At 53.8% G+C, this 18904-nt stretch carries 19 protein-coding genes and 1 other annotated feature; of the genes, 13 read left to right on the top strand and 6 right to left on the bottom strand.

Annotated elements, in window-relative coordinates; genetic code table 11:
* Positions 1–13 precede the first annotated feature (13 nt).
* Complete coding sequence (gene lplA, locus HV311_RS21560) at positions 14–1030, bottom strand: lipoate--protein ligase LplA (protein ID WP_016151611.1); 1017 nt, start codon at positions 1028–1030, stop codon at positions 14–16.
* Positions 1031–1050: 20 nt separating this feature from the next.
* Complete coding sequence (locus HV311_RS21555; RefSeq protein WP_016151612.1) at positions 1051–1692, bottom strand: YtjB family periplasmic protein; 642 nt, start codon at positions 1690–1692, stop codon at positions 1051–1053.
* A gap of 115 nt (positions 1693–1807) precedes the next feature.
* Between HV311_RS21555 and serB the strand changes: the two genes are divergently transcribed.
* The 3 genes from serB to nadR all read left to right on the top strand — a co-directional run bounded on the left by serB (position 1808) and on the right by nadR (position 5537).
* Complete coding sequence (serB, locus tag HV311_RS21550; protein ID WP_003829946.1) at positions 1808–2776, top strand: phosphoserine phosphatase; 969 nt, start codon at positions 1808–1810, stop codon at positions 2774–2776.
* Positions 2777–2859: 83 nt separating this feature from the next.
* Positions 2860–4242 (top strand): DNA repair protein RadA, encoded by a 1383-nt coding sequence (gene radA, locus HV311_RS21545; protein WP_016151613.1) that lies wholly within the window; start codon positions 2860–2862, stop codon positions 4240–4242.
* A gap of 65 nt (positions 4243–4307) precedes the next feature.
* Positions 4308–5537: a multifunctional transcriptional regulator/nicotinamide-nucleotide adenylyltransferase/ribosylnicotinamide kinase NadR gene (nadR, locus tag HV311_RS21540; protein WP_016151614.1), complete on the top strand. Its 1230-nt coding sequence runs from the start codon at positions 4308–4310 to the stop codon at positions 5535–5537.
* A 99-nt stretch (positions 5538–5636) separates the two neighbouring features.
* Here the strand turns inward: nadR and ettA are convergent, their stop codons facing one another.
* Positions 5637–7304: an energy-dependent translational throttle protein EttA gene (ettA, locus tag HV311_RS21535; RefSeq protein WP_003019019.1), complete on the bottom strand. Its 1668-nt coding sequence runs from the start codon at positions 7302–7304 to the stop codon at positions 5637–5639.
* A 408-nt stretch (positions 7305–7712) separates the two neighbouring features.
* Between ettA and sltY the strand changes: the two genes are divergently transcribed.
* Positions 7713–9650 (top strand): murein transglycosylase, encoded by a 1938-nt coding sequence (sltY, locus tag HV311_RS21530; protein WP_191220446.1) that lies wholly within the window; start codon positions 7713–7715, stop codon positions 9648–9650.
* A gap of 89 nt (positions 9651–9739) precedes the next feature.
* Complete coding sequence (gene trpR / locus HV311_RS21525; protein ID WP_019078321.1) at positions 9740–10066, top strand: trp operon repressor; 327 nt, start codon at positions 9740–9742, stop codon at positions 10064–10066.
* Positions 10067–10141: 75 nt separating this feature from the next.
* Here the strand turns inward: trpR and yjjX are convergent, their stop codons facing one another.
* The gene (gene yjjX, locus HV311_RS21520; protein WP_016151618.1) at positions 10142–10657 is read right to left on the bottom strand and encodes an inosine/xanthosine triphosphatase; all 516 of its coding nucleotides are present in this window, start codon (positions 10655–10657) and stop codon (positions 10142–10144) included.
* A gap of 52 nt (positions 10658–10709) precedes the next feature.
* Here yjjX and gpmB point away from each other — a divergent pair, with 52 nt between their 5' ends.
* Positions 10710–11357: a 2,3-diphosphoglycerate-dependent phosphoglycerate mutase GpmB gene (gene gpmB, locus HV311_RS21515; RefSeq protein ID WP_016151619.1), complete on the top strand. Its 648-nt coding sequence runs from the start codon at positions 10710–10712 to the stop codon at positions 11355–11357.
* Here gpmB and robA read toward each other — a convergent pair.
* A complete protein-coding gene (gene robA / locus HV311_RS21510) occupies positions 11354–12223 on the bottom strand; it encodes an MDR efflux pump AcrAB transcriptional activator RobA (RefSeq protein ID WP_003837295.1) in 870 nt (289 codons plus the stop codon). The two genes, gpmB and robA, sit on opposite strands and share 4 nt — an antisense overlap.
* Before the next feature lie 211 nt (positions 12224–12434).
* On the opposite strand from robA, the gene creA reads away from it, so the two are divergent.
* From creA to creD, 4 genes are read left to right on the top strand one after another with little or no spacing between them, the layout of a single operon-like run.
* On the top strand, positions 12435–12908 hold the full coding sequence (creA, locus tag HV311_RS21505) for a protein CreA (RefSeq protein ID WP_016151621.1): 474 nt from the start codon (positions 12435–12437) through the stop codon (positions 12906–12908).
* A 12-nt stretch (positions 12909–12920) separates the two neighbouring features.
* Positions 12921–13610 (top strand): two-component system response regulator CreB, encoded by a 690-nt coding sequence (creB, locus tag HV311_RS21500; RefSeq protein WP_191220445.1) that lies wholly within the window; start codon positions 12921–12923, stop codon positions 13608–13610.
* Complete coding sequence (creC, locus tag HV311_RS21495; protein ID WP_016155641.1) at positions 13610–15034, top strand: two-component system sensor histidine kinase CreC; 1425 nt, start codon at positions 13610–13612, stop codon at positions 15032–15034. The genes creB and creC overlap by 1 nt, the downstream gene beginning before the upstream one ends.
* Before the next feature lie 57 nt (positions 15035–15091).
* Complete coding sequence (creD, locus tag HV311_RS21490; RefSeq protein ID WP_191220444.1) at positions 15092–16459, top strand: cell envelope integrity protein CreD; 1368 nt, start codon at positions 15092–15094, stop codon at positions 16457–16459.
* 60 nt (positions 16460–16519) lie between these two features.
* Here the strand turns inward: creD and arcA are convergent, their stop codons facing one another.
* The gene (gene arcA / locus HV311_RS21485) at positions 16520–17236 is read right to left on the bottom strand and encodes a two-component system response regulator ArcA (RefSeq protein ID WP_001194359.1); all 717 of its coding nucleotides are present in this window, start codon (positions 17234–17236) and stop codon (positions 16520–16522) included.
* A 95-nt stretch (positions 17237–17331) separates the two neighbouring features.
* On the opposite strand from arcA, the gene yjjY reads away from it, so the two are divergent.
* The 3 genes from yjjY to thrL all read left to right on the top strand — a co-directional run bounded on the left by yjjY (position 17332) and on the right by thrL (position 18835).
* Entirely contained in the window at positions 17332–17472 is a 141-nt protein-coding gene (gene yjjY, locus HV311_RS21480) for a protein YjjY (protein WP_042998021.1), read from the top strand.
* 399 nt (positions 17473–17871) lie between these two features.
* A complete protein-coding gene (locus HV311_RS21475; protein ID WP_181221184.1) occupies positions 17872–18558 on the top strand; it encodes a tRNA/rRNA methyltransferase in 687 nt (228 codons plus the stop codon).
* 206 nt (positions 18559–18764) lie between these two features.
* Positions 18765–18891, top strand: a sequence feature (Thr leader region).
* A complete protein-coding gene (gene thrL, locus HV311_RS21470; protein ID WP_032337689.1) occupies positions 18770–18835 on the top strand; it encodes a thr operon leader peptide in 66 nt (21 codons plus the stop codon). It overlaps the preceding feature by 66 nt.
* Positions 18892–18904 lie beyond the last annotated feature (13 nt).

Below are 18904 nucleotides of genomic sequence, written 5' to 3'. Positions count from 1 at the left end.
TTCAGGCCAGCGTTTAGCTCACTGCACTGGCAATCCACGCTGACAGCTCGCGTAACTCTTTCTCCTGCTGTGGGAAATCAACCAGCAGCGCTTCGCACTCCTGTTGCAGCATATCCGCACGGTACAAACACCCCTGCAGACGACCCGCCAGCGCTTCTAACGGCGCGGGATTGAGGCTGTCGGTAAAGACCTGCGTACGGGTGATATGACCTTTTTCCACGTCGAAATGCAGCTCAACGCCGCCCCAGGTGAAACGCTCGTCCAGAAGGTGCGAGAACGCAGGCGCCTGACCAAAATTCCACTCCCAACTGCTCTGACGGGCAAAGGTTTCGGCAAAGTTCGGCAGATCCGGGGTTTTGTCCGGCGAGATAATTTCCGCTTCGACACGTTCGCCGTAGTGGGCAAAAAAGGCTTCCGTGATGGCCTGACAGACCTGTTGATGGGTGATGCCCGGCAACAGCTCCGTTAGATTCGCTACGCGTGAGCGAACCGAGGTGATGCCTTTGGCGGCGAGTTTCTTTTTATCCGGATTGAGATAGTTTGCCAGGCGGCTGAGATCGGCGTTCAACAACAGCGTGCCGTGGTGGAATCCGCGGTCTTTCGTTTCCCGATAAGCAGAGCCGGAAACTTTGCGATCGCCGTCTGGCGTTTTCACGACCAGATCGTTACGCCCGGAGGCGTCGGCGTCTACGCCCAGCGCGTTCAGGGCATGGAGGACAATAGCGGTAGAGATGGTTTTGTCGTACTCCGGTTTACCGGCCATAAAGGTAAAGCAGGTATTGCCTAAGTCATGGAACACCGCGCCGCCGCCGCTGCTGCGACGGGCGAGCCGCACGTTGTCTTCTTCCATACGGCGGGTATTACACTCTTTCCACGGGTTTTGCGCCCGGCCAATCACCACCGTATCAGCGTTACGCCACAAGAACAGGACGCGCTGCGTGGCGGGCATCTGGCGAAAAATGCACTCTTCGACCGCGAGGTTAAACCACGGATCGTAAGAGTCTGAGATAAGCAGGCGTAGTGTCGTCATGGTCGATTTCCTTTCTGTTATTACTCTTTCTTCTCGTTGTCTTCTTCCTGTACCGGTTTGTTGGCGGTCAGCAGGAAAGGGGATTGCTGCCAGCGGGTGCGCTTGCCTTGCAATAAGGTACGGGTGAGCACCACGCCAATTGCCAGTGACAGAAGCAGCATTAGGCGTAAGATGTTGGTGGTGTTATCCACCTGCTTGGCTTCGGTGGCGAGCGTGTGGGTATCCAGTGTCAGGCGTAGATAGCCCAGCGGACCATTTCTTCCCTGAATGGGCTCGACAATCTGCTGGTTAAAATAGCCCCCGGCTTTTTTGCCGTCCAACGCCAGTCGGTCTCGAACGTTGACGCTCTCACCGGTGCGTGTAATCAGGTCTCCCTGTTCATCGTAGACCCCCGCATCCAGAATACGGCTACTTTCCGTGAGCTGCGAGAGTACCGCTTTAATGCGCTTTTCATCCGGCGTTTCGGTACGCATCAGCGGGGCGACGTTCAAGGAGACCTGGCGAGCCAGCGTGCGCGCCAGCTCTTCGAGCTGCGGATTACGCTGCTGTTGGTGGCTTTGACTAAACCAGGACGCGCCCTGCATCAGAGCAACGAGCAGCGCAAGGCAGGACAATACAATCACTGCACGATGAAGTCGGAATTTCAGTTTTGTGCGAGCCATATTCCACCTGCTGAAAATTTGAGACTTAATGTTGCCAGAAGCGCTGGTTACAGGGTAGCCTCATGCGTTATTTTCCCCTGATGATTCCGACCCGAACGATTTTACAGGAGCTTTAATGCCTAACATTACCTGGTGCGATCTACCTGAAGATGTTTCTCTGTGGCCAGGTCTGCCTCTCTCTTTAAGCGGTGATGAAGTCATGCCGCTGGATTACCACGCGGGCCGCAGTGGCTGGCTGCTGTACGGTCGTGGGCTGGATAAACAACGGTTAACGCAATACCAGAGCAAACTGGGTGCGGCGATGGTGATCGTGGCGGCGTGGTGCGTTGAGGATTATCAGGTGATTCGTCTGGCGGGCTCGTTAACGCCGCGTGCGGCAAAACTGGCGCATGATGCCAAACTGGATGTTGCGCCACTGGGTAAAATTCCGCATTTGCGCACGCCGGGTTTGCTGGTGATGGACATGGATTCAACGGCTATCCAGATCGAGTGTATCGATGAAATTGCCAAACTGGCGGGAACCGGCGAAATGGTTGCGGAAGTCACCGAACGCGCGATGCGCGGCGAGCTGGACTTTACCGCCAGCTTGCGCAGCCGCGTGGCGACGTTGAAGGGCGCTGATGCCAATATTTTGCACCAGGTGCGCGAAACGCTACCACTGATGCCTGGCCTGACTCAACTGGTGTTAAAACTGGAAACGCTCGGCTGGAAAGTGGCAATTGCCTCCGGCGGTTTTACCTTCTTTGCCGATTATCTGCGTAACAAACTACGTCTGACGGCGGCTGTGGCAAACGAGCTGGAGATCATGGACGGTAAATTCACCGGCAACGTGATCGGCGATATCGTCGATGCGCAGTACAAAGCCAACACCCTGACCCGCCTGGCGCAGGAGTATGAGATCCCGATGGCGCAGACGGTGGCGATCGGCGATGGCGCCAACGATCTGCCGATGATCAAAACGGCTGGACTGGGTATAGCGTATCATGCCAAACCCAAAGTGAATGAAAAGACGGAGATTACGATCCGTCACGCTGACCTGATGGGCGTGTTCTGCATTCTCTCTGGCAGCATGAACCAGAAATGATTTAATTGCCTGATGGCAAAGTGACCGTAGGCCGGATAAGCGCCCACGCTGTCCGGTAAACGCGCTAACGAAAGAGGTAAAACGTGGCCAAAGCTCCAAAACGCGCCTTTGTTTGTAACGAATGCGGGGCCGATTACCCGCGCTGGCAAGGGCAATGCAGCGCCTGTCAGGCCTGGAACACCATTACCGAGGTACGCCTTGCCGCGTCACCAACGGTGGCGCGTAACGAGCGGCTCAGCGGCTATGCCGGGAATGCGGGCATCGCAAAAGTGCAGAAGCTGTCTGATATCAGCCTTGAAGAGTTGCCGCGTTTTTCCACCGGATTTAAAGAGTTTGACCGCGTGCTGGGCGGCGGTGTGGTGCCCGGCAGCGCCATCCTGATTGGCGGTAACCCCGGCGCAGGGAAATCAACGCTGCTGCTGCAAACGCTGTGCAAGCTCGCTGAGCAGATGAAAACCCTGTACGTCACCGGCGAAGAGTCTTTGCAACAGGTGGCGATGCGCGCACATCGACTCGGTCTGCCAACGGCGAATCTGAACATGCTGTCGGAAACCAGCATCGAACAAATTTGCCTGATTGCCGAAGAAGAACAGCCGAGGCTGATGGTTATCGACTCCATTCAGGTGATGCACATGGCGGATATTCAGTCTTCGCCGGGCAGCGTGGCACAGGTGCGCGAAACCGCGGCTTACCTGACCCGCTTTGCCAAAACGCGCGGCGTGGCGATTGTCATGGTCGGCCACGTCACCAAAGACGGCTCGCTGGCCGGTCCAAAGGTGCTGGAGCACTGTATTGACTGCTCGGTTCTGCTCGACGGCGACGCCGATTCTCGTTTTCGTACTCTGCGTAGCCATAAAAACCGCTTTGGCGCGGTGAATGAACTGGGCGTCTTTGCCATGACCGAACAGGGGCTGCGTGAAGTTAGCAACCCTTCCGCTATCTTCTTAAGCCGTGGCGATGAAGTCACCTCCGGCAGTTCGGTGATGGTGGTCTGGGAAGGCACGCGCCCGTTGCTGGTGGAGATTCAGGCGCTGGTCGACCATTCGATGATGGCGAATCCGCGTCGTGTGGCGGTCGGTCTGGAGCAGAACCGTCTGGCGATTCTGCTGGCCGTGCTGCATCGTCACGGCGGCTTGCAGATGGCGGATCAGGACGTGTTCGTCAACGTGGTTGGCGGCGTGAAGGTTACCGAAACCAGCGCCGATCTGGCACTGCTACTGGCAATGGTTTCCAGCCTGCGCGACCGACCGCTGCCGCAGGACTTAGTGGTCTTTGGCGAAGTGGGACTGGCGGGCGAAATCCGTCCGGTACCCAGCGGCCAGGAGCGTATTTCCGAAGCGGCGAAGCACGGCTTTCGTCGGGCGATTGTTCCTGCCGCCAACGTGCCGAAAAAAGTGCCGGAAGGGATGCAGGTCTTTGGCGTTAAGAAGCTTACGGATGCTTTAAGCGTGTTTGACGACCTATAATAAAATACCCGCCGTCTTTCCGGCGGTATTGGGTATTACGTTTATTTTTACAGCAGGAGGCTCTTGTGTCATTTGATTATCTGAAAACTGCCATTAAGCAAAAGGGCTGTACCCTGCAACAGGTGGCAGATGCCAGTGGCATGACCAAGGGATATTTAAGTCAACTGCTGAATGCCAAAATTAAAAGTCCCAGCGCGCAAAAGCTGGAGGCGTTGCACCGGTTTCTCGGGCTGGAGTTTCCGCGCCAGCAGAAGAATATCGGTGTGGTATTCGGTAAGTTTTATCCGCTGCATACCGGCCATATCTATCTTATCCAGCGCGCGTGTAGTCAGGTCGATGAACTGCATATCATCATGGGGTATGACGACACGCGCGATCGCAGCCTGTTTGAAGACAGCGCTATGTCGCAACAGCCCACGGTGCCCGATCGTCTACGCTGGCTGCTGCAAACCTTTAAGTATCAGAAAAATATCCGTATTCACGCCTTCAACGAAGAGGGTATGGAGCCGTATCCACACGGTTGGGATGTGTGGAGCAACGGGATCAAAACGTTTATGCAGGAGAAAGGGATCCAGCCTAACTGGATTTACACCTCTGAAGAGTCAGATGCCCCGCAGTATCTGGAACATCTGGGGATCGAAACCGTGCTGGTGGATCCCAAACGAACGTTTATGAACATCAGCGGCGGGCAAATCCGTGAGAACCCGTTTCGCTACTGGGAGTATATTCCTACAGAAGTGAAGCCGTTTTTCGTGCGCACCGTGGCGATCCTCGGCGGAGAGTCGAGCGGAAAATCGACGCTGGTGAACAAGCTCGCCAATATCTTTAACACTACCAGTGCGTGGGAATATGGGCGTGATTACGTCTTCTCCCATTTGGGCGGTGATGAGATGGCGTTGCAGTATTCCGATTACGATAAAATCGCCCTGGGACAAGCCCAATACATTGATTTTGCTGTCAAGTATGCCAATAAAGTGGCGTTTATCGACACCGATTTCGTTACCACTCAGGCCTTCTGCAAAAAGTATGAAGGGCGTGAACACCCGTTTGTGCAGGCCCTGATTGACGAGTATCGCTTTGACCTGGTGATCCTGCTGGAGAACAACACTCCATGGGTGGCGGATGGCCTACGCAGTCTCGGCAGTTCGGTTGACAGAAAAGCGTTTCAGTCGCTGCTGGTCGAGATGCTGCAGGAAAACAATATCAATTTTGTGCACGTTCAGGAGCCCGACTATGACGGTCGATTTCTGCGCTGCGTGGAGTTGGTGAAAGAGTTGATGGGCGAGCAGAGATAGCGTAAATGCCGGATGGCGTTGCGCTTATCCGGCCTACAAGTCGCACTAACCTCGTAGGCCGGATGAGGCGTAACGCCGCCATCCGGCGCTTAACGGTAATTACTTCGAAATACGCTTGTACTTAATACGCTTCGGCTCCAGCGCATCTGCGCCCAGCGTGCGTTTCTTGTACTCTTCGTATTCGGTAAAGTTACCTTCGAAGAACTCAACCTTACCTTCATCCTGGTAATCCAGAATGTGAGTCGCGATACGGTCGAGGAACCAACGGTCGTGCGAGATGACCATCGCGCAGCCCGGGAACTCCAGCAGGGCGTTTTCCAGCGCGCGCAGGGTTTCGATATCCAGGTCGTTGGTTGGTTCATCAAGCAGCAGCATGTTGCCGCCAACCTGCAGCAGCTTCGCCAGGTGCAGACGACCGCGCTCACCGCCGGAGAGTTCGCCTACGCGTTTACCCTGATCAACACCTTTAAAGTTGAAGCGGCCAACGTAGGCGCGGCTTGGCATCTCGGTGTTGCCGATCTTCATGATATCCAGCCCGCCGGAAACTTCTTCCCACACGGTTTTGCTGTTGTCCATGGCGTCACGGAACTGGTCAACGGAGGCCAGCTTGACGGTTTCACCCAGCGTGATGGTGCCGCTGTCTGGCTGTTCCTGACCGGACATCATACGGAACAGGGTAGATTTACCCGCGCCGTTCGGACCGATGATGCCGACGATGGCGCCTTTCGGTACGGAGAAGCTCAGGTCGTCAATCAGAACGCGATCGCCGTAGGATTTACGCAGATTGGTTACTTCAACGACTTTATCACCCAGACGTGCTCCAGGTGGGATAAACAGTTCGTTGGTTTCGTTACGCTTCTGGTATTCGGTGTTGTTCAGCTCTTCAAAGCGTGCCAGACGGGCTTTACCCTTAGACTGACGGCCTTTAGCGCCCTGACGCACCCACTCCAGCTCTTTCTCAATGGATTTACGGCGAGCCGCTTCCTGAGACGCTTCCTGCGCCAGACGCTGATCTTTCTGCTCCAGCCAGGAGGAGTAGTTGCCTTCCCATGGAATACCTTCGCCGCGGTCAAGCTCCAGAATCCAGCCCGCAACGTTGTCGAGGAAGTAACGGTCGTGGGTAATCGCCACCACGGTGCCTTCGAAGTCGTGCAGGAAGCGTTCCAGCCACGCAACGGATTCGGCGTCCAGGTGGTTAGTCGGCTCGTCGAGCAGCAGCATGTCTGGTTTTTCCAGCAGCAGGCGGCATAGCGCGACGCGGCGGCGTTCACCACCGGAGAGGTTCTCAATTTTAGCATCCCAGTCCGGCAGACGCAGGGCGTCAGCGGCACGCTCAAGCTGCACGTTCAGGTTATGACCGTCGTGCGCCTGAATGATCTCTTCAAACTTGCCCTGTTGCGCAGCGAGTTTATCGAAGTCGGCGTCCGGCTCGGCGTACTTTGCGTACACTTCATCCAGACCTTTCAGCGCGTTAACCACTTCGGCAACCGCTTCTTCCACGGATTCACGAACGGTATGTTCCGGGTTTAGTTTCGGTTCCTGCGGCAGGTAACCGATTTTAATGCCAGGCTGTGGGCGAGCTTCACCTTCGATATCGGTATCAATGCCGGCCATGATGCGCAGCAGGGTCGATTTACCCGCGCCGTTCAGACCAAGTACACCGATTTTGGCGCCAGGGAAGAAGCTCAGTGAGATGTTTTTAAGAATATGACGTTTCGGCGGAACGACTTTGCCGACACGATGCATGGTATAAACAAATTGGGCCACGTTGGACTCGCCTCTTTATTTATCCCGTCATACTTCAAGCCGCAGATGCGTTGGCTGTGAGTTACTCGGCTCATCCATGAGCCTCGCCCTTGCGGGCCGCTGCTCCGCAGCGTTCAAATCTGTTCCTGACAGATTTGTCGTTCCCCCCAGTCACGCACTATGTACGCTCAGGGGATTTACTCCCTCGCCGCCTTGCTGCAACTTGAATTATTCAGGGCTAATTATTGGTAAATAGTTATCAAAGGCGAAGTGTAGCCTTTTTCATTGCCCAATCCCAGCCAGCAGATCTCACTCGCAACAAAAGTAAAAAAGTGTCCGTGACGTGGCGCATTCTGCAATGTCTGGTTAGCATGAACTAATTAAGCGGCATGATGCTGCACAGACGTAACATGAGAAGAGGAAGAGCTTGTGGACAAAGCCAATCAATTTACCTGGCGCCTGCTGGCGGCCAGCGTATGTCTGCTGACGGTCAGTCAAGTGGCGCGAGCCGATTCCCTGGATGAGCAGCGCAGTCGCTATGCGCAAATTAAACAGGCCTGGGATAACCGACAGATGGATGTCGTAGAGCAGATGATGCCCGGCCTGAAGAATTATCCTCTGTATCCTTATCTGGAATATCGTCAGATTACTGACGATCTGATGAATCAGCCCACCATTACCGTTACCAATTTTGTGCGCGCCAACCCGACGCTGCCCCCCGCGCGTACTCTGCAATCACGTTTCGTGAATGAACTGGCGCGACGGGAGGACTGGCGTGGACTACTGGCGTTCAGCCCAGAAAAACCGGGTACCACGGAAGCGCAATGCAACTATTACTTTGCGAAATGGAGCACCGGGCAAACCGAAGAGGCCTGGCAGGGCGCGAAAGAACTGTGGTTGAGCGGGAAAAGCCAGCCGAACGCCTGTGACAAATTATTCGGCGTATGGCGCGCCTCAGGAACTCAGGATCCGCTGGCGTATCTGGAGCGTATTCGTCTGGCGATGAAAGCCGGGAATACCGGTCTGGTCACGGCGTTGGCTGGACAAATGCCCGCGCAATACCAAACTATCGCTTCGGCGATCATCGCGCTGGCCAACGATCCGAATTCGGTGATGACCTTTGCACGCACCACTGGCGCGACGGATTTCACCCGACAGATGGCGGCGGTGGCTTTTTCCAGCGTGGCGCGTCAGGATGCGGAAAACGCCCGCCTGATGATCCCGTCTCTGGCGCAGGCGCAACAGCTGAATGACGAGCAAACCCAGGAGCTGCGCGACATCGTCGCCTGGCGTCTGATGGGCAATGACGTTACCGATGAGCAGGCCAAATGGCGCGATGACGCCATTATGCGCTCGAATTCCACCTCGCTTGTGGAGCGACGTGTACGCATGGCGCTGGGAACCGGCGATCGTCGTGGTCTGAATACCTGGCTGGCGCGTCTGCCAATGGAAGCAAAAGAGAAAGATGAGTGGCGTTACTGGCAGGCGGATCTGCTGCTGGAGCGCGGACGCGAGGCGGAAGCCAAAGAGATCCTGCACCAACTCATGCAGCAGCGCGGTTTCTATCCGATGGTGGCGGCACAGCGTCTGGGTGAAGAGTACGAGCTGAAAGTGGATAAAGCCCCGGCAAACGTTGACTCTGCGCTGACTCAGGGACCGGAAATGGCACGTGTGCGCGAGCTAATGTACTGGAACCTGGACAATACCGCGCGCAGTGAATGGGCGAATCTGGTCACCAGTCGCACGAAGTCTGAGCAGGCTCAGCTGGCGCGTTACGCGTTCAACAATCACTGGTGGGATCTGAGCGTACAAGCGACGATCGCCGGTAAGCTGTGGGATCATCTGGAAGAGCGTTTCCCACTGGCCTACAAGGATCTGTTTACACGCTACACCAGCGGCAAGGATATTCCGCCAAGCTATGCGATGGCGATAGCGCGTCAGGAAAGCGCCTGGAACCCGAAAGTAAAATCGCCGGTTGGTGCCAGCGGGCTGATGCAGATTATGCCGGGTACGGCGACGCATACGGTGAAAATGTTCTCGATTCCAGGTTACAGCAGCCCGAGCCAACTACTGGATCCTGATACCAACATCAACATTGGTACCAGCTATTTACAGTATGTCTATCAGCAATTCGGCAATAACCGCATTTTTGCGTCGGCGGCCTATAACGCTGGACCGGGGCGCGTTCGCACCTGGTTTGGCAATAGCGCGGGTCGTATCGATGCTGTCGCGTTTGTCGAAAGCATTCCATTCTCTGAGACGCGTGGCTACGTGAAGAACGTGCTGGCTTACGATGCGTACTATCGCTATTTCCTTGGTGATAAGCCGGAGTTGATGACCGACTCAGAATGGCAACGTCGTTACTGATCGTGTCGGTTGTGTTATGCTATCGTACTCGTTAAAGAGTACAAAAGGGGGAAGCAAGCACGCTTCCCCCGCAACGATGGCGATAACTTATGACTCAGCAATCACCCTATTCGGCAGAGATGGCAGAACAGCGTCACCAGGAGTGGTTACGTTTTGTCGATCTGCTTAAACACGCCTATGAACAAGACTTACACCTGCCCTTGCTCAATTTGATGTTAACGCCGGATGAGCGCGAAGCGTTGGGCACGCGCGTGCGTATCATTGAAGAGCTGCTGCGCGGCGAGATGAGTCAGCGCGAGCTTAAAAACGAGCTCGGGGCGGGGATCGCCACCATTACACGGGGGTCGAACAGCCTCAAATCCGCACCGGTGGATCTGCGTCATTGGCTGGAGCAGGTGCTGCTAAAAAATGCCTGATGGCGCTTCGCTTTCAGGCCTAATTATGTGGCGTGGTTGTGGCCGGATAAGGCGAAGCCGCCATCCGGCACAACGCTATAAATACACTGCGTTATGAAACGGGCTGAGCGCCAGAATCACCGCCTGGTGGTATACGCTTGAGCGCGTCAGCTTGCCCGCGGTAAAGACGCCGATTGCGCCCTCTTTACGGCCAATCTCATCAATACCCGTGTAGTCCGACATCACCGGACCGAGCGCTTCGCCTTGACGGACTCTGTCGAGAATGACAGCTGGCAATGGCAGCGTGGCTGAACGGGCTTCGCCGCGCTGGACGCCATTATCAATCACTACCCAACTGAAGGTCGCATCGTCGTCAATTCCCGCTTCAATAGCGACCCAGAAATCAGCCTGCGGGTGCAGACGGCGCGCATTATCAACGCGATTTCGTGCGCCAGTGCGCGTTTCCTGGTTTCCGAAAGGTTGTTCCGGCACGCCACTCTCGACGGCGACGGGTTCAATATGGCAGGATCCTTCCCCGAAAATCTCTTCAAATGCCCGCAGAATTGCCTGAATTTTGGCAGGATTGGTGGTCGCAGAGATAACCTTGTGCATAATTAAGCTCAGTTTGAAAATTCATCGCATCGCAGTATAACGGAAAAAAAGCATGTTACAGGTATACCTTGTTCGCCATGGCGAAACGCAGTGGAACGCCGAGCGACGTATTCAAGGCCAGTCAGACAGCCCACTGACCGCTAAAGGTGAACAGCAAGCCATGCAGGTGGGCGAACGCGCCCGCACGTTTGGTATTACGCATGTCATCAGCAGCGATTTAGGTCGTACACGACGCACCGCAGAAATCATCGCCCAGGCCTGTGGCTGTGATATCACCTATGACTCACGTTTGCGCGAGCTGAATATGGGCGTGCTGGAGCAACGTCATATCGATACGCTGACGTCGGAAGAAGAGGGCTGGCGTCGCCAGTTGGTGAACGGTACGGTGGAGGGGCGTATTCCTGAAGGGGAATCGATGCAGGAACTGAGCGATCGCGTCCACGCGGCGCTGGCATCCTGTCTGGAGTTGCCGCCGGGGAGTCGTCCGCTGCTGGTCAGTCACGGTATTGCACTGGGTTGCCTGGTGAGTACGATTCTGGGATTACCGGCATGGGCTGAACGTCGCCTGCGTCTGCGCAACTGTTCTATTTCTCGCGTCGATTACCAGGAAAGTTTGTGGCTGGCGCCGGGATGGGTAGTTGAAACGGCAGGGGACATCTCACATCTGGACGCCCCTGCGTTAGACGAACTGCAGCGCTAGCGGCGAATCGGTATCAGGAATTCGCAGCGCAGGTTGATCGGGCGATCTCCCGCTTTGGCATCTTCTGCCGGGTAGTATCGCTCGATATCCTGCCCTTTACGGCGCGTCAGGTTCAGCATTGGCATGCATGTGCCATAAACCGTCAGGATAAACTCCTGTACACCGGTCCCCAGCCCTTCATAGGTAAACATCACATACTCGCCGCCCTGTAGCAGGATAGGCTGTGCCGACGGCACATAACCATTGGCCTGTTCCGGCGTCAGTGCTGTGGTGTAAAACACTTCCTGCTCATCATCTTTTTCAATGCTCGGACGCGTTTCGTTCAGCCCGTACAGCACCGGTGGGATCGCAGGAGCCTGGCTAAGGAAGTCGCGCCAGAACTGAATTCGCATTTCATGACGGAAATCTGAAATCTGCTCCAGCGAGCAGGAATAGCTTTGCGTGGTGCCAAGCAGTTGCGTATCTTCCAGCGTGACAAACTCGTGCGCAGGCATGGCAAATTCACCCAGTCGCATAGGCGGGCGAATACCAAACGCGCTCCATTCCGGCGAACGGCGATACAGCGCAGGCGTCTGGGAAAACTGTTTCTTGAACGCGCGGGTAAAGGTTTGTTGAGAGTCAAAGCGATATTGCAGCGCAATATCCAGAATTGGGCGTGCAGTCAGGCGCAGCGCCACTGCGGATTTCGATAAACGACGGGCGCGGATATAGGCGCCAATAGCATGGCCCGTCACGTCCTTAAACATTCTCTGCAGGTGCCACTTGGAATAGCCTGCTTTTGCCGCCACATTGTCAAGCGACAAAGGCTGATCCAGATGACCTTCCAGCCAGATTAATAGGTCGCGAATAATGCCAGCCTGATCCATAAAATATCCTCATCCTTTCAACAACGAGTACCTGACGTCAGGTATGAGGATAATAGCATTTTTTGCTGTTTTAGCATTCAGTGTTTTTTTTGCTCATAAATGCTTTTTTCGATCATTCGAAAGCGTGATTATTGTAATCCTGTGATCTGTATACGTTTTATCTTAGAATGTCGAATAATTACACAGAGTAACTTTTAAAAATGGTAACAATATGAAATATAAGAGCTTAATCATTTCCTCAATTCTGCTGATGTTAGCGCAGGTCGCCCATGCGGAGCAGATTGGATCTGTCGATACAGTGTTCAAAATGTTTGGGCCGGATCATAAAATTGTGGTCGAAGCGTTTGACGATCCTGATGTTACCAACGTGACCTGCTACGTGAGCCGGGCGAAGACCGGCGGCATCAAAGGTGGGCTGGGGCTGGCGGAAGATACCTCCGATGCCGCCATTTCCTGTCAGCAGGTGGGGCCGGTAGAACTGAGCGACAGAATCAAGAACGGCAAAGCGCAGGGTGAAGTGGTATTTAAAAAACGTACCTCGCTGGTGTTTAAATCCTTACAGGTCGTGCGTTTTTACGACGCGAAACGTAATGCACTGGCCTATCTGGCCTATTCAGATAAAGTGGTCGATGGATCGCCCAAAAATGCCATCAGCGCGGTGCCCATCATGCCGTGGCGGGAATAACAAGGAAGCAAAATGCAACAACCGTTGATCTGGTTGGTTGAGGATGAGCAGGGCATTGCCGATACGCTCATCTACATGCTGCAGCAGGAAGGTTTTAGCGTGGAAGCGTTTGAGCGCGGGTTACCTGCGCTGGAGAAATCTCGCCAGCGTTGTCCTGATGCGATCATTCTGGATGTCGGACTACCGGATATCAGCGGTTTTGAACTGTGTCGACGCCTGCTGGAGCGGCATCCAGCGTTGCCGATCCTGTTTCTGACCGCGCGTAGCGATGAGGTGGATCGCCTGCTGGGGCTGGAAATTGGCGCGGATGACTATGTTGCCAAGCCTTTCTCACCGCGCGAGGTGTGCGCCCGTGTGCGTACGCTGCTGCGGCGGGTGCAGAAATTCTCTGCTCCTTCATCGACGACGCGCTGCGGTGATTTTAAACTTAATGAGCTGGCCGCGCAGATTACCTGGTTCGGCAAGCCGTTAAACCTGACGCGCTATGAATTTCTGTTGCTGAAAACGCTGCTGTTGTCGCCGGGGCGCATTTACTCACGCCAGCAGTTGATGGATTTAGTCTGGGCCGATGCACAGGACACCTTTGACAGAACGGTCGATACCCACATTAAAACGCTGCGCGCCAAGCTGCGGGCTATCAACCCTGAGCTTTCCCCCATCAATACGCATCGCGGTATGGGATATAGCCTGAGGAGCGTCTGATGCGCATTGGCATGCGTTTGTTGCTCGGCTATTTTCTGATTGTTGCCGTCGCCGCCTGGTTCGTTTTGTCGATCTTTGTGCAGGAAATTAAACCAGGCGTCCGCCGGGCGACCGAAGGCACTTTGATTGATACCGCCACGCTGCTGGCTGCGCTGGCGCGCGATGACTTGCTCTCTGACTCTCCCGCCAACGGCAAGCTGGCGCAGGCATTTTCGCAACTGCATAACCGCCCATTCAGCGCCAATATCAGCGGCATTAACAAAGTCCGTAATGAATACCATGTCTACATGACAGACGCGCAGGGTAAAGTGTTGTTTGATTCCGCAAACCAGGCTGTCGGTCAGGACTATTCTCGCTGGAACGACGTGTGGTTAACCCTGCGTGGGCAATATGGCGCCCGCAGTACGCCGCAAAACCCGAACGATCCGGAAAGTTCAGTGATGTACGTGGCCGCGCCGATCGTAGACGGCGGACGTATTATCGGAGTGCTTAGCGTCGGTAAACCGAACGCGGCGATGGCGCCGGTGATTAAACGCAGTGAACGGCGGATGCTGTGGGCCAGCGCCGTATTGCTGGGCATTGCCTTAGTGATTGGCATCGGGATGGTATGGTGGATAAACCGCTCCATCGCCCGGCTGGCGCGCTATGCCGACTCCGTTACCGAGAATCGCCCCGTCCCACTGCCTGATTTAGGCAGCAGCGAGCTACGTAAACTGGCGCAGGCGCTGGAAAGTATGCGACTGAAGCTGGAGGGCAAAAACTACATTGAGCAGTATGTTTATGCGTTAACGCATGAACTGAAAAGTCCGCTGGCGGCCATTCGCGGCGCGGCTGAGATTTTGCGCGAAGGTCCGCCGCCGAACGTGGTTGCGCGCTTTACCGATAATATCCTGACGCAAAATGCGCGCATGCAGGCGCTGGTCGAAACCCTGTTACGCCAGGCGCGGCTGGAGAATCGACAGGACATTACGTTGACGCCAGTGGCGGTAGATGCGCTGTTTGCTCAGCTCAAAGAGGCGCGTAGTGTGCAACTGGCGGCAAAAAACATCACGCTTACCATTATGCCTTCATCGCTTAGCGTTGCCGCCGATCCTGCGTTACTGGAGCAGGCATTGGGGAATTTGCTCGACAACGCTATCGACTTCACGCCACAGGACGGGACGATTACGCTGAGCGCGCATCAGCAGGATGAACTGGTCACATTGCAGATAATCGACAGTGGCAGCGGGATCCCCGACTTCGCGTTGCCGCGTATTTTTGAGCGTTTCTATTCTCTGCCCCGTGAAAATGGGCATAAGAGCAGCGGTTTAGGGCTGGCGTTTGTCAGTGAGGTTGCACGACTGCACGAGGGGACGGTGACATTGTGCAACCGACCACAAGGCGGCGCACAGGCCTCGTTTACGCTTCACGGTCACTTCACATAACTTCAAATTCTCCGCACATAGCTGTTCTACCTTGCTGATATTGCAAAGGAGAACGCTATGTTTAAATCACCCCTGTTTTGGAAAATAGTCACCTTAGGTGGCGCAATACTGCTGCTGTTAATTCCGCTGACGATGGTCAGGCAGATCATCGTGGAGCGATCGGATTACCGCGATGAAGTCGAAGATGCTATCCGACAGAGCACCAGCGGGCCGCAAAAGATGGTAGGACCGTTGATAGCCATTCCGCTAACGGAACTTTACACCTCACTGGAGGATGGCAAAGAAATCCAGCGTAAGCGTAGCTATATCCATTTCTGGCTGCCGGAGTCGTTGGTAGTTGAGGGGAATCAGAACGTTGAAGCGCGTAAAATCGGTATTTATGAGGGCCAGGTCTGGCACAATGATGTTTCGGTGAAGGCTGAGTTTAACGCCGAACGGTTGGGTGATTTAAATCATCCTAATATCAGCATTGGCAAACCGTTTATTGTGGTTGGCGTGGGGGATGCGCGCGGGATTGGCGTGGTAAAAGCGTCGCAGGTCAATGGAGCGTCGCTGGCCGTTGAGCCTGGGACGGGGCTGGATGGACGTGCGCAGGGGATCCACATTCCGCTACCCGATGCGAGCTGGGCTGAGCAAAATCTGAGCATGGCGTTGTCGCTTAATTTGAGCGGAACCGGCGATTTCTCCGTCGTTCCGGTTGGACGTAACAGTGAAATGACCTTAACCAGCAACTGGCCGCATCCCAACTTTCTTGGGGACTTTCTCCCGGCTAAGCGCGAAATTAGCGAATCAGGATTCAAGGCTCAGTGGCAAAGCAGCTGGTTTGCGAACAACCTCGGCGAGCGCTTTAACGACGAAAAGATTGGTTGGCTGGGCATGCCAGCGTTTAGCGTCGCCGTCGCCACGCCTGCAGATCAGTATCAGTTAACGGACAGGGCAACAAAGTATGCCATCCTGCTGATTGTGCTGACCTTTATGTCTTTCTTCGTCCTTGAAAGTATGACCAATCTGCGCCTGCACCCGATGCAGTATCTGCTGGTGGGGCTATCGCTGGTAATGTTTTATCTGCTGCTGCTGGCACTGTCGGAACACATCGGTTTTACGGCGGCGTGGATAACGGCAAGTCTGGTGGGGGCGTTGATGAACGGTGTGTATCTGCAGGCGATTTTGCAGGGCTGGCGGAACAGTATTTTGTTCACCGTGGCGCTGCTGGGGCTGGATGGTGTGATGTGGGTGCTGCTACGTTCACAGGATAGCTCTTTACTGCTGGGAACCGGCGTGCTGTTGTTCGCGCTGTGTGGGGTAATGTTCCTGACGCGTCATCTTGACTGGCACTCACTGGCACAGCCAAAAGCAAAGCCAAAATCTACAGAACTTCCAGAGCTTCAGCCTGCGCAGAGCGACGAATTTCGCTTGTGGAAATAGAGCGGTAGGGAAATGAAAAACGGCGCATAAAGCGCCGTTTTTATACCAGTGAGGATTGAATTAATCCTGCAGGTCGCCGCAGAAACGGTAGCCTTCACCGTGAATGGTGGCGATGATTTCTGGCGTATCCGGCGTTGATTCGAAATGCTTACGAATGCGGCGGATCGTCACGTCAACGGTACGGTCATGCGGCTTCAGTTCGCGACCGGTCATTTTTTTCAGCAGTTCTGCGCGAGACTGGATTTTGCCCGGATTCTCACAGAAGTGAAGCATGGCGCGGAATTCGCTGCGTGGCAGTTTATACTGCTCACCGTCAGGACCAATCAGAGAGCGGCTGTTGATGTCCAGCTCCCAGCCATTGAACTTGTAGCTTTCGACGCTACGGCGTTCTTCGCTGACAGTACCCAGGTTCATGGTACGGGACAGCAGGTTACGAGCACGGATAGTCAGTTCGCGCGGGTTAAACGGCTTGGTGATGTAATCGTCTGCGCCGATTTCGAGGCCGAGAATTTTATCGACTTCGTTATCACGGCCCGTCAGGAACATCAGCGCAACGTTAGCTTGTTCGCGAAGTTCGCGCGCTAACAGCAGGCCATTTTTCCCAGGCAGATTGATATCCATAATCACAAGGTTGATATCATATTCAGAGAGAATCTGATGCATTTCCGCGCCATCTGTCGCTTCGAATACATCATAGCCTTCTGCTTCGAAAATGCTTTTCAACGTGTTGCGTGTTACTAACTCGTCTTCAACGATAAGAATGTGCGGGGTCTGCATGTTTGCTACCTAAATTGCCAACTAAATCGAAACAGGAAGTACAAAAGTCCCTGACCTGCCTGATGCATGCCGTAAATTAACATGATCGGCGTAACATGACTAAAGTACGTAATTGCGTTCTTGATGCACTTTCCATCAACGTCAACAACATCATTAGCTTGGTCGTGGGTAGTTTCCCTCTGGACCCGACAGTGTCAAAAACGGCTGTCATCCTAACCATTTTAACAGCAACATAACAGGCTAAGACATGCCGGACACCCAATAAAACTACGCTTCGTTGACATATATCAAGTTCAATTGTAGCACGTTAACAGTTTGATGAAATCAACGTATCCAAATGTTTGCTTTCATCACAAAATTGCAATATTACAACTAGTTGCACGAGCAAATTAATAAATGTAATGAATCCAACCGGTGCGATCCATTTTAAATTAAATTATCATGGATAAACAGAGGGATATGCAACTTTTGTTAACATAAAAAGCAATAGTACACCCGGGAAATAGTTTAGCATTTTTTAATGGATGCGAAATGCTTTTTCAGTGATTTCTGTTAAAAATATGTAAATTCGCACTGCGTAATATGTTGAAGCACGTCACATTTTTCCTTGCAGACTGGCCAAAAAGAGTATCGAAATGCGTTTAACAATTATTCTGGTTGCCCCCGCCAGAGCGGAAAATATTGGTGCGGCTGCCCGCGCTATGAAGACCATGGGGTTCACCCAATTACGCATCGTTGACAGCGAAGCCCACCTGGAACCCGCCACGCGATGGGTCGCGCATGGTTCTGGCGATATTATTGATAATATTAGCGTTTTTTCAACGTTGGCGGAGGCGCTGTACGACGTAGATTTTACCGTCGCGACCACTGCGCGTAGTCGGGCGAAGTTCCATTACTACGCTACGCCGGTCGAACTGGTTCCTCTGCTGCAGGAAAAATCAACGTGGATGGATCACGCCGCGCTGGTTTTTGGTCGTGAAGATTCAGGGCTGACCAACGAAGAATTGGCCCTGGCGGATGTACTCACCGGTGTACCTATGGTGGCTGACTATCCTTCACTCAATTTGGGGCAGGCGGTGATGGTGTATTGCTATCAATTAGCAGGTTTAATACAACAACCCGTCAAAAACATTGAGGTGACGGATGAGCTTCAGCTACAGGCATTGCGCGCGCGCGTTTTGCGTTTATTAGCCACGCTGAACGTTTCTGACGACATCAAGTTGGCGGACTGGCTGCAACAGCGAATGGGTCTGTTAGGGCAGCGAGATACGGCAATGTTGCACCGTTTTTTACATGATATAGAAAAAAGCATCACGAAATAAAGTATCGAACTGTTTTTACTGTGTGGTGTTTTATTCTGGATTCAAGTAGGGGTGACATACTGTATTGGTCGAAACTAAAAGGGCAAGCAGTCGCTCGTGAACAAGTTTCGGAATGTGACCAATTTAAAAATTTATTGACTTAGGTTAGCAGATACTTTAACCCTAAAAGAATACAGGACAGATAATAAATAATTACAGAGCACACAACATCATGAAACGCATCAGCATCACCATTACCACAACCATCACCATTACCACAGGTAACGGTGCGGGCTGACGCGTACAGGAAACACAAGAAAAAGCCCGCACCTAAACAGTGCGGGCTTTTTTTTCGACCAAAGGCAAT

Source organism: Citrobacter sp. RHBSTW-00881 (assembly GCF_013728515.1).
In the GTDB taxonomy this organism is placed as follows: Bacteria; Pseudomonadota; Gammaproteobacteria; order Enterobacterales; family Enterobacteriaceae; genus Citrobacter; species Citrobacter braakii.
The sequence above is the reverse complement of the archived record's forward strand: the minus strand, read 5'-3'. Positions and strand labels throughout refer to the sequence as shown.